Source organism: Halomonas marinisediminis, from assembly GCF_004347715.1.
Taxonomy (GTDB): Bacteria; Pseudomonadota; Gammaproteobacteria; order Pseudomonadales; family Halomonadaceae; genus Halomonas; species Halomonas icarae.
Genome location: NZ_SLTR01000017.1, coordinates 1 through 14,188 on the forward strand (window position 1 = coordinate 1; position 14,188 = coordinate 14,188).

The 14,188-nt window shown below is 67.5% G+C and carries 17 protein-coding genes; 5 read left to right on the top strand and 12 right to left on the bottom strand.

What is annotated here, in order from left to right:
- Positions 1-195: 195 nt before the first annotated feature.
- On the bottom strand, positions 196-783 hold the full coding sequence (locus tag E0702_RS12155) for a glycerol-3-phosphate acyltransferase (protein ID WP_439952331.1): 588 nt from the start codon (positions 781-783) through the stop codon (positions 196-198).
- A 135-nt stretch (positions 784-918) separates the two neighbouring features.
- On the opposite strand from E0702_RS12155, the gene folB reads away from it, so the two are divergent.
- Both folB and folK read left to right on the top strand, forming a co-directional pair.
- The gene (gene folB / locus E0702_RS12160) at positions 919-1,284 is read left to right on the top strand and encodes a dihydroneopterin aldolase (RefSeq protein ID WP_132044215.1); all 366 of its coding nucleotides are present in this window, start codon (positions 919-921) and stop codon (positions 1,282-1,284) included.
- Positions 1,284-1,814, top strand: a complete 531-nt coding sequence (gene folK, locus E0702_RS12165; protein WP_132044217.1) for a 2-amino-4-hydroxy-6-hydroxymethyldihydropteridine diphosphokinase — start codon at positions 1,284-1,286, stop codon at positions 1,812-1,814. Before folB ends, folK begins: the two co-directional genes overlap by 1 nt.
- Before the next feature lie 20 nt (positions 1,815-1,834).
- On the opposite strand, the gene E0702_RS12170 is transcribed toward folK, so the two are convergent.
- The 8 genes from E0702_RS12170 to E0702_RS12205 form a co-directional block, all read right to left on the bottom strand.
- Entirely contained in the window at positions 1,835-2,923 is a 1,089-nt protein-coding gene (locus E0702_RS12170) for a polynucleotide adenylyltransferase (RefSeq protein ID WP_439952332.1), read from the bottom strand.
- Between the two features lie 62 nt (positions 2,924-2,985).
- Entirely contained in the window at positions 2,986-3,306 is a 321-nt protein-coding gene (gene glpE / locus E0702_RS12175) for a thiosulfate sulfurtransferase GlpE (RefSeq protein WP_132044221.1), read from the bottom strand.
- A gap of 80 nt (positions 3,307-3,386) precedes the next feature.
- Positions 3,387-4,208: a symmetrical bis(5'-nucleosyl)-tetraphosphatase gene (locus tag E0702_RS12180; RefSeq protein ID WP_132044223.1), complete on the bottom strand. Its 822-nt coding sequence runs from the start codon at positions 4,206-4,208 to the stop codon at positions 3,387-3,389.
- A gap of 53 nt (positions 4,209-4,261) precedes the next feature.
- Positions 4,262-4,675, bottom strand: a complete 414-nt coding sequence (apaG, locus tag E0702_RS12185) for a Co2+/Mg2+ efflux protein ApaG (RefSeq protein ID WP_439952333.1) — start codon at positions 4,673-4,675, stop codon at positions 4,262-4,264.
- Complete coding sequence (gene rsmA, locus E0702_RS12190; protein WP_132044225.1) at positions 4,672-5,490, bottom strand: 16S rRNA (adenine(1518)-N(6)/adenine(1519)-N(6))-dimethyltransferase RsmA; 819 nt, start codon at positions 5,488-5,490, stop codon at positions 4,672-4,674. The genes apaG and rsmA overlap by 4 nt, the downstream gene beginning before the upstream one ends.
- Positions 5,491-5,682: 192 nt before the next feature.
- The gene (pdxA, locus tag E0702_RS12195) at positions 5,683-6,726 is read right to left on the bottom strand and encodes a 4-hydroxythreonine-4-phosphate dehydrogenase PdxA (protein ID WP_132044227.1); all 1,044 of its coding nucleotides are present in this window, start codon (positions 6,724-6,726) and stop codon (positions 5,683-5,685) included.
- On the bottom strand, positions 6,726-7,382 hold the full coding sequence (locus tag E0702_RS12200) for a SurA N-terminal domain-containing protein (protein ID WP_132044229.1): 657 nt from the start codon (positions 7,380-7,382) through the stop codon (positions 6,726-6,728). Before E0702_RS12200 ends, pdxA begins: the two co-directional genes overlap by 1 nt.
- A gap of 45 nt (positions 7,383-7,427) precedes the next feature.
- A complete protein-coding gene (locus E0702_RS12205; protein WP_132044231.1) occupies positions 7,428-9,872 on the bottom strand; it encodes an LPS-assembly protein LptD in 2,445 nt (814 codons plus the stop codon).
- Positions 9,873-10,012: 140 nt separating this feature from the next.
- Between E0702_RS12205 and E0702_RS12210 the strand changes: the two genes are divergently transcribed.
- From E0702_RS12210 to E0702_RS12220, 3 genes are all read left to right on the top strand, one after another.
- Positions 10,013-11,035: an aminoglycoside phosphotransferase family protein gene (locus E0702_RS12210; protein ID WP_132044233.1), complete on the top strand. Its 1,023-nt coding sequence runs from the start codon at positions 10,013-10,015 to the stop codon at positions 11,033-11,035.
- Positions 11,032-11,712, top strand: a complete 681-nt coding sequence (gene murU, locus E0702_RS12215) for an N-acetylmuramate alpha-1-phosphate uridylyltransferase MurU (protein ID WP_132044235.1) — start codon at positions 11,032-11,034, stop codon at positions 11,710-11,712. Before E0702_RS12210 ends, murU begins: the two co-directional genes overlap by 4 nt.
- Before the next feature lie 279 nt (positions 11,713-11,991).
- Positions 11,992-12,429, top strand: a complete 438-nt coding sequence (locus E0702_RS12220) for an OsmC family protein (RefSeq protein ID WP_132044236.1) — start codon at positions 11,992-11,994, stop codon at positions 12,427-12,429.
- A 73-nt stretch (positions 12,430-12,502) separates the two neighbouring features.
- Here the strand turns inward: E0702_RS12220 and E0702_RS12225 are convergent, their stop codons facing one another.
- Genes E0702_RS12225 through E0702_RS12235 form a run of 3 tightly spaced genes read right to left on the bottom strand, consistent with a single transcriptional unit; the run spans position 12,503 to position 14,183 of the window.
- Positions 12,503-12,844, bottom strand: a complete 342-nt coding sequence (locus tag E0702_RS12225; RefSeq protein ID WP_132044238.1) for a histidine triad nucleotide-binding protein — start codon at positions 12,842-12,844, stop codon at positions 12,503-12,505.
- Positions 12,845-12,873: 29 nt separating this feature from the next.
- Positions 12,874-13,743, bottom strand: a complete 870-nt coding sequence (locus E0702_RS12230) for a phosphoribulokinase (RefSeq protein WP_132044240.1) — start codon at positions 13,741-13,743, stop codon at positions 12,874-12,876.
- Positions 13,743-14,183: an acyl-CoA thioesterase gene (locus E0702_RS12235; protein ID WP_132044242.1), complete on the bottom strand. Its 441-nt coding sequence runs from the start codon at positions 14,181-14,183 to the stop codon at positions 13,743-13,745. The genes E0702_RS12230 and E0702_RS12235 overlap by 1 nt, the downstream gene beginning before the upstream one ends.
- Positions 14,184-14,188: the final 5 nt, after the last annotated feature.

The window sequence follows — 14,188 nt, forward strand, 5'->3', positions numbered from 1 at the left end:
CTGGCGGGCGAACACGACGAGCCTGGCGCGATGCAGGCCGTGCCGCGCTGGCCGATGGATACTCTAAACAAGCCGTAAGCCGTAAGCTGGAAGCTGGAAGCTGGAAGCTGGACAACAGCTTGAATTCGCCACATCGTGTGGCAAGGTCACTCTTCAAGCCTCCAGGAGCGAAGCGACGCTCTTCAAGCTTGTGGCTTACAAGGGTGGCTCATCGCCGCGCCCGAGGCGCTGGATATTGAGAATATGGCGGCCCAGCACCAGCAGGGTAAAGGCGATCACCACGCCCACATAATCCGGCGCGAGCCACAGGCTGGCCAGAGGGGCGGCGGCGGCACTGGCCAGCGACGCTACCGCGGCGGTTCGTACCCGCCAGGCGAGCAACCCCCATAGCGTGGCACACACCAGCGCCACTCCCGGGGTCAGCACCAGCATCACACCAAAGGCACTGGCCACCGCCTTGCCACCGCGCAGGCGATGCCAGACCGGATAGCTGTGGCCCAGCAGCACGGCGAGGCCCACCACCCCCTGGGCCCAGGGCGGCAACCCCAGCAGAATCGCCCCCACCAGTACCGGCATGCCCTTGACGGCATCCACCAGCAGGGTCGCCAGCGCCAGCCAGCGCCCATGCAGGCGCAGCACATTGGAGAAGCCCGGATTGAAGGAGCCCGCCAGGCGCGGGTCGCCCACGCCCGCCAGCCGGCAGACGGTAAGCGCGCCGAGCCAGCTGCCGCTGAGGTAACCCAGCACCACCAGCGGCAATAGCGAGATCAGTGGCGCCTCCACGGCCGCCCCTCCTGCAACGGGAACTCGGCCATTCTGACAGTCCCGCTTCGGACTGCCCAGCAACCGAGGTATTCCACACGGCGCGGCTCGCGTACAATCTCGCCCCATTCCCCCTGCACCCGCCCGGAAGCCACCATGGATCTAGTGCTGATAGAGTCCCTCGCCGTCGACACCGTGATCGGCGTCTACGACTGGGAGCGCAACATCACCCAGCGCCTGGTACTCGACCTCGAGCTGGCCACCGATATTCGTCCCGCCGCGGCGGACGATGATATCGCCCAGACCCTCGACTACGCCGCCATCAGCGAGCGCATCCAGGCCTTCGCTGCCGCCCACGACTTCGCCCTGGTGGAGACCTTCGCCGAGCGACTGGCCGCGACCCTGCGCGAGGAGTTCGGCATCGCCTGGCTGCGCCTGGTCGTGCGCAAGCCCGGCGCCGTGGCGGCCGCTGCCGCGGTGGGCGTCAGCATCGAGCGCGGCGTGCGCCCGGGAGTGTCGTGATGGCGCTGGTCACGGTCAGCATCGGCAGCAATATCGAGCGCGACCACCATGTACGCGTCTGCCTGGACGCCCTGGCGGCCTCCTTCGAGAACCTGCGTGTCTCGCGCGTGTTCGAGAGTGAACCGGTAGGCTTCGAGGATGGACGCAACTTCTACAACCTGGTGGCGGCCTTCGAAAGTGACGCCTCGGTTGCAGAGCTGCAGGCCTGGTGCAAGCGCCTGGAATTCGCCAATGGCCGGCGCGAAGAGAGCCCCAAGTTCAGCCCCCGCACCCTGGATGTGGACCTGCTCACCGTGGGTGAGCTCAGCGGCGAGCACGGCGGGGTCAGCCTGCCACGCGGCGAGATCACCCACCACGCCTTCGTCCTGCAGCCCCTGGCCGAGCTGCTACCCGAGGCGCGACATCCCGTGAGCCAGGAGACCTACGCCTCCCTCTGGCACCGCTTCGACGCGGGTGACCAGCGGCTCTGGCCGGTATCCTTCATCTGGGCCGGGCGCAGGATATCGAGCCCGGACCAAGCGACCGACTAGCCCGCCGACCGGCGGCGAGCTTATTCACTGCCCAGGGCGGCATCGATCACCTCACGGCGTCGACGGGCAAGCTCCAGGCCCAGCTCGCGGCCCTTGAAGCCCTCCTCCACCAGCGCCTTCGGCAGCACCTGGGCGGCCAGCCGCCAGCCCAGGGCCAGCTCCTCGGCCAGCACCGGCGCCTCCAGGCTCACCAGGCTGATCAACGGCATCACCCGTTCGCCACGTCGCCAGGCATCGATGCGATCCAGCCAGGCGAGGATCTCGTCACCCGTCGCAGGCACCAGACGCGACGCCGCGACCAGCGCCCGAGTCTGCGCCACCTGGCGAGCCAGGTCGGCAAAGGCCCTGGGCTGACGCAGGCGCTCGGCCAACTCGGCTCGCTCCGCCTCGCCCAGATGCTCCACCAGGCGCGCCCAGCGCCAACAGGCCAGCGCCTCGCCCTCCCCCTCCTCGGGTAGGCGATGCAGTCGGCCCAGGGCCGCGTCCAGCGCTTCACGGTCGGCCACCAGCGCCGGCATCAGCTCCGCCAGGGCGCCGCACTCATCGAGTGTCTGAAAGTAGACCTCGGGCCAGGGCTCGGCCAGTGCCTTCTCGGTCTCGACCCACACTCGCTCGGCCACCAGATGGGCGAGCTCTCCGCTCTGCACCAGCTGGCGCATCAGCTCCCGAGTCTCCTCGGCGATGGTGAAACCGAGGCCCGCATAGCGGGCCAGGAAACGCGCGGTACGCAACACCCGCAGCGGATCCTCCACGAAGGCCGGCGAGACATGGCGCAACACCCGCGCCTCCAGGTCGGCGAGGCCGGCATAGGGGTCCACCAGCTCGCCCTCCAGGGTCTCGGCCATGGCGTTGATGGTCAGGTCACGGCGCGCCAGATCCTCCTCCAGGGTCACCTCGGGGCTGGCATGCACCTCGAAGCCGGTATAGCCATGGCCGGCCTTGCGCTCGGTGCGCGCCAGGGCGTACTCCTCGTGGGTTCGGGGGTGGAGAAAGACCGGAAAGTCACGTCCCACGGGCCTGAATCCGCGCCGACGCAGGGCCTCGGGGGTGGCCCCGACCACCACCCAGTCGGTATCGGTGACCGGCCAGCCGAGGTGTGCATCGCGCACCGCCCCACCTACCCGATAGACCCTTAGCCCTGCCACGGCCGGATCACACGACCCCGCCACGCTCAGGCCTCCACTCGATCGGGATGGCGCAGCTGCCAGTCGGTAAAGCCGCCATCGAGACTGTAGACCTCGGCAAAGCCCTGGCCGGCCAGCCAGGCCGCCGCCTGCTGGCTGGAGTGACCGTGGTAACAGACCACCACCACCGGCCGCTCCGCGGGCGTCGCCTCGACGAACTCGCCTACCGACTCGTTGTCGAGCCGGCGACTGCCGGGAATATGGCCCTGGGCGAAGCTCAGGGCGTCGCGGATATCCACCAGCGCCGTCTCCCGGCCCTCATCGAGCCAGGCCTTGAGAGTGGGGGTATCGAGATGCTGGAAGCTCATGGCACGCCTCATGTCGGGGTTGTAAGCGGTTCAGGATAAACGGCTTGTGAGGGATCAGGATAGAAACGGTGCCGCCGCGCTTATCGCCGCCGGCTGGGCACGCTGATGCGCTCGCCGCGTTCGAGGTCCAGGGCCGTCAGGGAGCCACCCCATACACAGCCGGTGTCCAGCGCGCAGGCATTGACACGGCTGCCCGGCGTCTCGCCCTGGAGGGCCGCCCAGTGACCGAAGACGAGCCGAGTAGCGTCGCCACGCGGATAACGGAACCAGGGAGCGAACCCCGCCGGGGCACTGTCGAGCCCCTCCTTGGCGGCGAAGTCCAGCCGGCCCTCGGCATCGATGAAGCGCATGCGGGTGAGCACGTTGACGATGGCACGCAGGCGATCGATGCCCTCGAGGTCATCGCGCCAGCAATCCGGCGCATTGCCATACATGCGCTCGAGAAAGCCCCCGGCCTGTTCACCGGTGAGCATCACCTCCACCTCGGCGGCGAGCCTCTCGGCCTGGTCCGGCGACCATCGGGGCAGCAGTCCGGCATGGGTCATCAGGGTATCCTCACCGCCCAGCGTCTCACGCACCAGCAGTGGGCGTGACTGAAGCCAGTCGAGCAGTCGCTCGCGATCCGGGGCGGCGAGGATGGCATCGAGGGTATCCTTGCGATTGAGCGTGGCGCCCCCTCGAGCCACCGCCAGCAGGTGGAGGTCATGGTTGCCGAGCACCGTCAGGGCGGCGTCTCCCAGGGCCTCGACCTCGCGCAGGCAGTCCAGTGACCCCGGGCCACGATTGACCAGATCGCCGGCCAGCCACAGCCGGTCGCGACGCGGATCGAAGCCGAGGGTCTCGAGCAGCTCGACGAACTCTGCGTGACACCCCTGAAGGTCGCCGATGGCATAGGTCGTCATGGACGCTCCCTGTTGATGGTTCGGACGCAGCTTGTGGTTCGGCTGCCGCGAATTCAGTGGACCTGGTTGGGCCCGGCCAGCCGGAAGGGGGCAATGGGCACCTCGAAGGGGCGCTGGGTGGCGGTATCGACGCAGGTGTACTCGCCCTGCATCACCCCCACCGGTCCATCGAGGATGGCGCGACTGGTATAGCGAAAGTGCTGGCCGGGGGCAATCACCGGCTGCTGCCCCACCACCCCCTTGCCTCGCACGTCCTGAACCTTGCCGCTGCCCTGGGTGATGGTCCAGTGACGTGCCATCAGCTGGATGCTATGACGCGAGGCGTTGTGCACCGTCACGGTGTAGCTGAACACATAACGCTCCTCCTCGGGAGCGGACTCCTCGGGGCGAAACTCCGGTTCGACCTCGACGTTGACGGCCACCCCCTCGGTCATCACGGGATCATCGCCTGAGGCTCGGTCGCTCATGGGCGCGCCTCCCCGGTGGCCTGGGTCAGGTGATCGGCAATCGACACGAACTCCTCCACGCTGAGGGTCTGAGGGCGCCTCGCGGGGTCGATCCCCAGCGCCTCGAGCTCGTCGGCGGTGATGCGCCCCTTGAGGTTGTTGCGCAGGGTCTTGCGACGCTGGCCGAACGCCTCCTTGACGATCGTGGCCAGCAGCGCTTCATCGCGGGCCGGATGGGGCAACTCGGCATGGGGCGTCAACCGCACGATGGCGGAATCCACCTTGGGCCGCGGCACGAAGGCTTCCGGCGGGACCACGAACAGTGACTCCACCCGACAGCGATACTGGGCCATCACCGAGAGCCGCCCCCAGTCGGCACCGCCTGGCTCGGCGGCAAGGCGCTCCACCACTTCCTTCTGCAGCATGAAGTGCATGTCGGCGACGGCATCGCCGGCCTGGAGCAGGTGGGCAATCAGCGGGGTCGAGATATTGTAGGGCAGGTTGCCGACCACCCGCAGCGGCTCGCCCTCACCGCGCAGGGCGCGAAAATCGACCTTGAGGGCGTCGCCCTCATGGATCACGAAGTCGGGATAGTTGAAGAACTGAACGCGCAAGCCGGGAATCAGGTCACGGTCGAGCTCGATCACCTCCAGGCGTCCGTCGGCGGCCTCCAGCAACGGCTCGGTGAGCGCCCCCTGGCCGGGGCCGATCTCCACGATGCGCTGGCCGGGGCGCGGCCCGATGGCCCGCACGATGCGAGAGATGATGCCGCGGTCGCGCAGAAAGTTCTGTCCGAAGCGCTTGCGGGCCTGATGAACCGGGGGGCGAGATGCCATTCAGGAGTGTCCTTCTATCACTAAATAGTCCAAATATCGCAGTGCCGCTTTCTCGGGGCTGACCCGGCGACAGGCCCTTCGCGGAGGCGCTGTGAATACCTCCCTGTACGCTACCGATTCCTTCCCTGGAATCGGACCTCCGCTTCGACCTGTCCCCGACGCCCCTCGAGCGACACTCGTTTTCGTTAAGCTTCACGCACCGCGGCCGGCCATCTCCGCGGCCAGGGCCACGGCGACCCGCAGGCTACCCGGGTCGGCGCGGCCCGTGCCGGCCAGATCCAGGGCGGTGCCGTGATCCACCGAGGTACGCACCAGCGGCAGCCCCAGGGTGATATTGGCGGCCCGGCCGAACCCAGCATACTTGAGTACCGGCAGGCCCTGGTCATGATACATGGCCAGCACCGCATCGACGCCCGCCAGGTGCCGTGGGGTAAACAGGGTATCGGCGGGCAGCGGGCCATCGAGGGTCAACCCCTCGTCGCGCAGTGCGGCCAGGGTCGGTTCGATCACCTCGATCTCCTCGCGCCCCAGGTGGCCCCCCTCCCCGGCATGGGGGTTGAGCCCGCACACCGCGATGCGCGGCGTGGCCACCCCGAACCAGCGCCTCAGATCGGCGTCGAGAATGCGCAGCACCCGTGTCAGACGCTCCGCAGTGGTGGCCTCGGCCACGTCGCGCAACGGCAGGTGGGTGGTGGCCAGCGCCACTCGCAGTGATGCCCCCTCCGCCCAGTCAGGCCGCTCGGCATGCAGGGCGGCATCGGTGGCGAGCATCATCACCACCTCCTCGACACCGCAGGCATCACGGAGATACTCGGTGTGGCCGGTAAACCCGGCATGCCCCGCATCGAGGATCACACCCTTGTGCAGCGGCGCGGTGACCATGCCCTGAGCGTGCCCCGCCCGACAGGCATCGATGGCCACATCCAGGGTCTCGAGTACATAGGCCGCGTTGTGTGGCGCCAGCACTCCCGGTCGGGCCGGCTCACGCAGCGTCACGGGCCATACCGGAAGCTGGCCGGGGGCCACCGATGGCACCTCCTCGCCGGGTGCCGCCTGGAGCAGCTCGATGGCAAGGCCCAGCCGGGAGGCGCGCTCGGCAAGCAGCGCGGGATCCCCCACGGCCACCACCCGCGCATCATCAACCCCCTCGGCGGCCAGTCTCAGGACGAGATCCGGGCCGATACCGGCCGGCTCGCCGGTCGTCAGCGCCAACAGCGGCATGCCTGGCGTCGTCATCAGCGTGCGTCGAGGCGATTGTCGACGAAGGCCTGGGAGCGGATCTCCTGTAGCCAGGCTTCGAGCTCGGCGTTGGCCTTGCGCTGAAAGAGGGCCTGCTGGGCCTGCTCACGGGTGGCGCCCTGCTGCGCCATGAAGCGCTCCACCTCCCGCTCGGAGAGAGTGACTCGGCTGCCGACACGACGCTGCTGAAGCTGGCGCAGCGTGATTTCGCGACGGATCTCCTCCCGCACGCTGGCCAGCGTCAGGCCATCGGCCTCCAGGGCGTCGGCAAACTGCTCCAGGCTCATGCCATTGCGCTCGGCGATGCCACGCACCTGACGATTGAGCTCGGTGTCGTCCACCGTGAGGCCGGACTCCTCGGCCATCTGCCACTGGATCTCCTCGAGGATCATCTGCTCCAGGATCTGTTCGCGCAGCACCCTTTCCGGGGGAAGCTCCTGCTGCTGGGCGCTCATCTGGCTGCGCACCTGGGCGATACGCTCCTCGAGCTGGCTATGCATGATCGCCCCCTCGTTGACCACCGCCACGATATGATCCAGGGCCTGGCGCTGGCTGGAGGTGAATTCCTGGGCCTGGGTGCCGAACGGCACCACGGCGAGGCCCAGCGCCATCGCCAGGCCGGCGGCCAGGAGGGGGGTGCGGCGACTACGCATGGTGTGCTGTCCTTTCATCATTCCTCTCTAACGGGCCAACCCGGCCTAGAAGGCGGTGCTGCGGTAGCCGGGAATGGCCTCCTCGAAGTAGCTGTCGGCCTCGCGGCCCACGCCGCCGAGCCCCTTGAACACGAAGCGCAGGAAGATCCCGCGGTCGGTGAAGTCATCGGTCACGGCGCCGGTGTCGTTGTCATCGATCCACTCGCGCCACACCAGCTGCACGCCGTAGCAGCAGTCGTTCCACTGCACCCCGGCCAGCTGCTCCAGGGAGCGGTCGTTGGTATTGTCGTAGAGCAGGCGGCCGATCAGGTCGAGGCTCCGGCCGGCCTGCCACGCAAACGAGACGTCATACTCCTCGCGATCGTAGTCACGGAAGTCATCGTCGGTCCGATCCAGCGAGGGGTCGAAGCCTTCGAGCTCCCAGTGGTAGCCGAGGTTCAATGCATGCCCCTGGGGCGAGCGATACTGCAGGTCGACCCCGGTACGCTCGGTACGCTCCCGGTCGTCGTCATAGAGCCACTGCCAGCGGGTACGCCAGCGTTCGGTGACCTGCCAGTCGGCATTCGCCACCAGCGGCGAGCGATCCCGGGTGGCGCGATAGCGATCGGCACCATTGGCCGGCAGCTCGTCGGGGTTGCCCGCCATGTCGATCGTGCGATCCTCGAAGTAGAGCGCCTGCCCCAGCCCCAGGGAGAGGCGCTGGCGGCCGCTGCCATCCTCCAGCAGGCGCGACGCCACGCCCAGGGAGAGGCGGTTGAGGTCACCGACCCGATCGCTGCCCGAGAAGCGGTGGGGCGACCACAGCTGGCCCCAGGAGAAGGCGCGCTCGCTGGTGTCGAAGTCGGGGAAGTCACTCTGGTCCCGGGCCGGCACATAGGCGTAGTTGGCCCTCGGCTCCAGCGTCTGGCGATAACCACGGCCGCCCAGGTCGAGCTCACGCTCGAAGACCAGGCCGGCATCCACGGAGGTGACCGGCACGCTGCGGGTCAGGCTGGTATCGCGATCGCCGACGTCACGGTTACCGTAGTCCAGCTCATAGGCGGTACCCAGCCACTCGAGTCGCGGCTCCAGGTGGCCCCAGCTCGCGTCGAAGCGCCAGCCCAGGGCCGGCGACAGATGCAGCCGGGAGCCGGTGGCTGCCTCACGATCAAAATGCTCATTATTCGGCAACGCTGTCTCGTCGATGTCGCGCCAGAAGTAGCTGTAGTTGCTTCGCCACTGCTGATAGAAGCCGCTCTCCTGACGCCAGCGGGCAGAAGCGCTGAGGCTGGGCAGGCGATAGAAGGGCTTGTCCTGCTCCAGCAGCGGGTCATCGAGCTTCTGGAACCCCTGGGCGCGAGCATCGAGGCGCCAGGTGTCGCCGCGGTAATCGATCTGGGCCAGCCGTGGCATCGCCGAGGTGTTCTGCTCGGCGAAGTCACTGCCGAAATCATCGAAGTAGCGACCATCGCTGGCCGCACCGTAGCGCAGCCGATAGTGGGTGCGGGGGTCCAGGGTGCCGGCATGGCGATAGTCGAGGTACCAGCGCTCCTCGCCCTCGAAGCGCCGCGGTGGATCATTGGGGTTGTCGCTGCTGCCGGCATCGTCGCTGCCCAGCCAGGCGCCCTCGACCTGACCGGCCGCGGAAGGGAACAGATAGCGGTACTGGCCACCCAGCAGTAGCCCGCTGTCGCTGATCCAGCGCGGCGTGATGGTGGCGTCCTGGTCCGGGGCGATATTCCAGTAGAAGGGCTGGGCATAGTCCAGCGAGTCGCTGGAGAAGCCCACCGTGGGCCACAGGAAACCGGTATGCCGGCGATCATCGATGGGAAAGCGTACCCAAGGCCAGTAGAAGACCGGTACATCCTTCACCTCCAGCCGGGCATGGCGGGCGGTACCGAATCCGCTCTCCCGGTCGAGCACGACATCACCGCCCACCAGGCGCCATAGATTGTCGCCCGGGTCGCAGGTGGTGAAGCTCGCCGAGGAGAGCCGGTAGCGGCCATCCTCGAGGCGAGCCAGGCGCTCGGCATCCCCACGCAGGCGCTGGTCGTGAACCACATAGTGGGCCTCGTCGATGCTCGCCGCATCGTTGACCAGCGAGAGCTCGGCGGCACTGCCCCGCACCAGCAGCCCCTGGTCGCGCAATGCCATGGGGCCCTCGGCGTAGGCACGCTCCCGACTGGGGGGCACGCGCACCTCCGGGGTCTCGAGCTGGGCGGTGTCGCGGCGCAGCACAACCTCGCCCCGCAGCAGGGTCTCACCATCCTCGCCGTAGTGGGCGCTGGACGACTCGCTGGCCACTTTGCCGGGCTCCGGCGGCGGCAGGCGATAGCCGGGCATCACATACCGCCCGCGACATCGGGCATCCGCGGGGCGCTCGTCGCCCCAGGCTTGAAAGTCCAGCTGTTCGGCAGGCAGCGACTCCGGGGGAGCCGCCTGCAGCGGACCTCCGGCAAACGCCGCGGTCACCAGGCCCGCGAGGGCTGTCCATGAGAGTCGCTTGCCCATGTTGGTCGATGTCCTTGGCGGGGTGAAACGCTATTATACAGGCCGCCGTCGGCCTGTCCTGCCGGCGGTGACGACGCAGCGCCCAGCATGCGGTGCCTGCCCACGACCGTCAACCGGACATACCGACTGGAGCCTCATCAATGATCGACGCCGCCTCTGACGCATCGCGCCACGAACGGCTCATCCGCTGGGCCGCCGAGTGCCACGCCCTGGCGCCCGATGCCTTCGAGCTGCGCCTGGCCGCCGGTGACGCCAGCTTCCGCGACTACTACCGGCTTACCCTGCCCGATGGCACCACCCGCATTCTGATGGATGCTCCACCCGACCAGGAGGATAGCAGTCCCTTCGTGGCCATCGCTCGTCGCTGGGAAGCCGCCGGGCTCCCGGTGCCGCACCTCTACTCGGTCGACCTGGAGGCGGGATTTATCGAACTGGAGGACCTCGGGAATACGCCACTGCAGCACTGCTTCGACGACGCCGCCGAGACGCTGACCTGGCACGAGCGCGCCATGGCGCTGCTCCATGATCTACAGAATCACGCCGGGCCCGGGACCCTGCCACGCTTCGATGCCGCCCTGCTCGAGCGTGAGCTGGAGCTCTTCCCCGAATGGTGCCTGGGCGAATGGCTTGGGCTGGAAACACCGGTAGGCTGGTCGGCGTTACGCCAGGCCCTGGTGGCGCAGGCGCTGACCCAACCGGTGGTCACCGTGCACCGCGACTTCGATGCCATGAACCTGATGGTTCGCGATGACGCCCTGGTGTTGATCGATTTCCAGGACGCCGTCGCCGGCCCGCTCAACTACGATCTGGTGTCGCTGCTGCGCGGCCGCTACTGCCGCTTCGACGCGCCGCGCTTCGCCGCCTGGGTCGAGGCCTTCCGGTGCCGCGCGATCGCCGACGGCCGCCTCCCCTCCCGCACCACGCAGGCCGACTTCTTGGCCCAGGCCAACGCCATGGCCGCCCAGCGCTCGCTCAAGGTCCTGGGCATCTTCTGCCGCCTGACCCTGCGCGATCGGAAGCCGGGCTATCTCGAGCGCCTGCCCCACTTCCTCGATCACCTCGAGGACAGCCTGGCGGGCCTGGAGGGACACGACGCCTTCAAGACCTGGCTGTCCGACACCTTCCGGCCGGCCCTGGTCACCCGGCTGGAGGCGAGCGCATGAAGGCGATGATCCTGGCCGCCGGCCTCGGCACCCGCATGCGACCGCTCACCGACCACTGCCCCAAACCGCTGCTGCGGGTGGGCAACAAGCCACTAATCGTTCATCACCTCGAGCGACTGCGCGCGGCGGGCATCCATGAGGTCGTGATCAACGTCAGCTATCGCGCCGAACAGATCATCGAGGCGCTCGGGGATGGCAGCACTTACGGGGTTTCCATCGCCTGGAGCCGGGAGGAGACGCCCCTGGAAACCGGCGGCGGCATCCAGCGGGCGCTGCCGCTGCTTGGCACTCAGCCCTTCCTGCTGGTCAACGGGGATATCTGGTGCGACCTCGACCCAACCACACTGCCCGCGCTCGGCGACGATGAACTGGCGCGGCTGGTACTGGTGGACAATCCCGAGCATCACCCAAACGGCGATTTCCACCTCGACGCCGATGGCCGGGTGCACTCCCAGGGTGAGCCGCGGCTGACCTTCTCGGGCATTAGCCTGCTCGACCCGGCGCTGGTGGCCGACGAGCCTCCTGGCGCCTTCGCCCTGGCGCCGCTGCTGCGACGCGCCATGGCCGCAGGCCGCGTGGCCGGTCACCACCACCGCGGCCAATGGGTCGATGTGGGCACGCCGGAGAGGCTGACAAAGCTGGACAAGGAACTGGCATCAAACCTCCCACGAAACTAAGCGAGAGGCGCCGGGGGCTGGCCTAAGAGGGGGTCCGAGGACCATGGAAGGCCGAGGTAGCGTACAGGGACGTATTCACAGCGCCCCCTCGCAGGCTAGCCACCGGAACAGCCTCGAGCGGATAGCTTCGCATGGGTGAAGCTGAGCCCACTCGATACAGCTGGTATGCTGATCATCCTTTCCACCGCAGCTACAACAAGCCCAAAGCCAGGGGCGCCGGGGCGACTCCTCGGAACAGCCACGATTAGGCTGCAAGAGACACACAAGGAAACTCGAGACATGAAAGCCACAGTGAAATGGACCGACGGTCGTCAGTTCGTCGCCGAATCGGGAAGCGGCCATAGTGTGGTCATCGACGGGCCGCCCGACCATGGTGGCCGCAACACCGGCCCACGCCCCATGGAGATGCTGCTGATGGGCATGGGCGCCTGCGCCTCCTTCGATGTACTCAATATCCTCGAGAAGGCCCGCGCCGATGTCAGTGACTGCGTGGCCAGCATCGAGGCCGAACGCGCCGACGCCACGCCCAGCGTGTTCACGTCGATTCACGTCCACTTTACCGTGTCCGGCAAGGGACTTAAGGAGAAGCAGGTAGCACGAGCCGTGGAGCTCTCCGCCGAGAAGTACTGCAGCGCCTCGATCATGCTGGCCAGGGGCGGGGTCGAGATGTCCCACTCCTATACCATCATCGAAGACGACGTAACCAAGACGACCTAGAGGGCTGAAACACCCGGAATGCACCTGATGCGCCGAACACCGTAGATCGCGCGGTTGCCCGCAGGAACGCCGACTACCCAGCCGGCCAGGTAAAGCGTCGGCCGCCCATCAGGTGCATGTGAATATGATAGACCGTCTGGCCGCCCTGGTCATTGCAGTTCATCACCACTCGATAGCCCTCCTCGGCGAAGCCGCGCGCCTGCGCCAGACGGGCGGCGGTGAACTGCAGGCGCCCCACCAGCGCCAGATCGCCCTCCTCGATATCGTTGAGGGTCGCGATATGCTTCCTGGGAATGATCAGCAGGTGGGTCGGTGCCTGGGGATTGATATCCTCGAAGGCCACCACCTGGTCATCTTCATAGACGATCTCGACGGGGATCTCGCCCGCCACGATCTTGCAGAACAGGCACTCCATCTCGGCTCTCCTCGTGAGGATGGTCGCGGTCAGCGGAAGCGCCGCTGGGCCAGCAGGTGGCGCACCAGCGGCCCCAGGATCAGCTCCATGGCCAGGGAGACCCGCGCTCCGGGCACCACCAAGGTATGCGGGCGGCTCATGAAGGCATCCGGAATCATCGCCAGCAGATAGGGAAAGTCCACCGTGGACGGTTCGCGGAAACGAATCACCGCGAAGGACTCGGCATCCGAGGGGATATCCTGCACCTCGAAGGGGTTGGAGGTATCCACCGTCGGCACCCGCTGGAAGTTGATATGGGTACGCGAGAACTGCGGCTGGATATAGCGCACATAGTCGTCCATGCGCCCCAGGATGGTGTCGATCACCGCCTCCTGCGAGTAGCCGCGCAGCCTGGTGTCGCGATCGATCTTCTGGATCCACTCCAGGTTCATGGTCGGCGCCACGCCCACCAGCAGATCGACGTGGCGAGCGATATCGTGCTCGGGCGTGACCAGGCCGCCATGCAGCCCCTCGTAGAACAGCAGATCGGTACCACAGGCCAGGGGTTGCCACTCGGTGAAGGTGCCGATCTGGTACCCCGCCTCGATCATCTGCTTGTCTTCGGCGTGAATGTACTGACGATAGGTACCACTCCCGCTATCGCCATACTCCTGGAACAGCGTCTCGAGCTCCTCGAGCAGATTGGCCTCCACGGCGAAGTGGGACAGCTCCCCCTTGTCGGGCGCCTCGCGGAAGGTTCGCGCCAGCTCTTCACGGGTATAGCGGTGAAAGGCATCGCCATCGACGAAGGCGGCATGCACATCCTCCCGGGCGAACATGCGCTCGAAGGTGCGCCTGACGGTGGTGGTGCCGGCCCCCGAGGAGCCGGTCACGGCGATGATCGGGTATTCACGGGACATCAGGACCCTCCTGTCCCGGCGAAAGCCGCCTTCACCGCCTCGGGCACCGTCACCGGGCGGCCGGCCTCGGGGTCCACCAGCAGCAGGTTGAGGCGCGCCGTGGCCACCGGCCGCCCCCCCTCGGCATGACACACCCGCTGAAAGACGGTGAGCGCCTTGCCGCGCGGGGTGGGGATCGCCGTCTCCACCACCAGGGCGTCGGGCCAGCGCGCCTCGGACTGGTACTGCACGGCGAGGTCGGCCACCACGCTCGGGTAGCCGCCCAGATCCCACTCGGTCAGCCCCCGTGAGGCCAGCGCCTGGATGCGTGCCTCGTGGAGCAGCGACACCAGGGCATCATGCCCCAGGTGGCGGCCATAGTTCATGTCGGTCACTCGCACCGTCAGCGGCTGACGATGGATGATGGCGGCCTCGGGAAACTCAAGCCTGACGCGCTCCATGCTCG

What these genes read in the sequence shown, in the direction of transcription:
- apaG (WP_439952333.1), bottom strand. Translation starts at nt 4,675, where the DNA reads ATGAGCGACCGAGCCTCAGGCGATGATCCCGTGATGACCGAGGGGGTG.
- E0702_RS12235 (WP_132044242.1), bottom strand. Translation starts at nt 14,183, where the DNA reads ATGGAGCGCGTCAGGCTTGAGTTTCCCGAGGCCGCCATCATCCATCGT.
- folK (WP_132044217.1), top strand. Translation starts at nt 1,284, where the DNA reads ATGGCGCTGGTCACGGTCAGCATCGGCAGCAATATCGAGCGCGACCAC.
- E0702_RS12230 (WP_132044240.1), bottom strand. Translation starts at nt 13,743, where the DNA reads ATGTCCCGTGAATACCCGATCATCGCCGTGACCGGCTCCTCGGGGGCC.
- E0702_RS12205 (WP_132044231.1), bottom strand. Translation starts at nt 9,872, where the DNA reads ATGGGCAAGCGACTCTCATGGACAGCCCTCGCGGGCCTGGTGACCGCG.
- glpE (WP_132044221.1), bottom strand. Translation starts at nt 3,306, where the DNA reads ATGAGCTTCCAGCATCTCGATACCCCCACTCTCAAGGCCTGGCTCGAT.
- pdxA (WP_132044227.1), bottom strand. Translation starts at nt 6,726, where the DNA reads ATGACGACGCCAGGCATGCCGCTGTTGGCGCTGACGACCGGCGAGCCG.
- E0702_RS12225 (WP_132044238.1), bottom strand. Translation starts at nt 12,844, where the DNA reads ATGGAGTGCCTGTTCTGCAAGATCGTGGCGGGCGAGATCCCCGTCGAG.
- E0702_RS12220 (WP_132044236.1), top strand. Translation starts at nt 11,992, where the DNA reads ATGAAAGCCACAGTGAAATGGACCGACGGTCGTCAGTTCGTCGCCGAA.
- E0702_RS12200 (WP_132044229.1), bottom strand. Translation starts at nt 7,382, where the DNA reads ATGCGTAGTCGCCGCACCCCCCTCCTGGCCGCCGGCCTGGCGATGGCG.
- rsmA (WP_132044225.1), bottom strand. Translation starts at nt 5,490, where the DNA reads ATGGCATCTCGCCCCCCGGTTCATCAGGCCCGCAAGCGCTTCGGACAG.
- E0702_RS12180 (WP_132044223.1), bottom strand. Translation starts at nt 4,208, where the DNA reads ATGACGACCTATGCCATCGGCGACCTTCAGGGGTGTCACGCAGAGTTC.
- folB (WP_132044215.1), top strand. Translation starts at nt 919, where the DNA reads ATGGATCTAGTGCTGATAGAGTCCCTCGCCGTCGACACCGTGATCGGC.
- murU (WP_132044235.1), top strand. Translation starts at nt 11,032, where the DNA reads ATGAAGGCGATGATCCTGGCCGCCGGCCTCGGCACCCGCATGCGACCG.
- E0702_RS12210 (WP_132044233.1), top strand. Translation starts at nt 10,013, where the DNA reads ATGATCGACGCCGCCTCTGACGCATCGCGCCACGAACGGCTCATCCGC.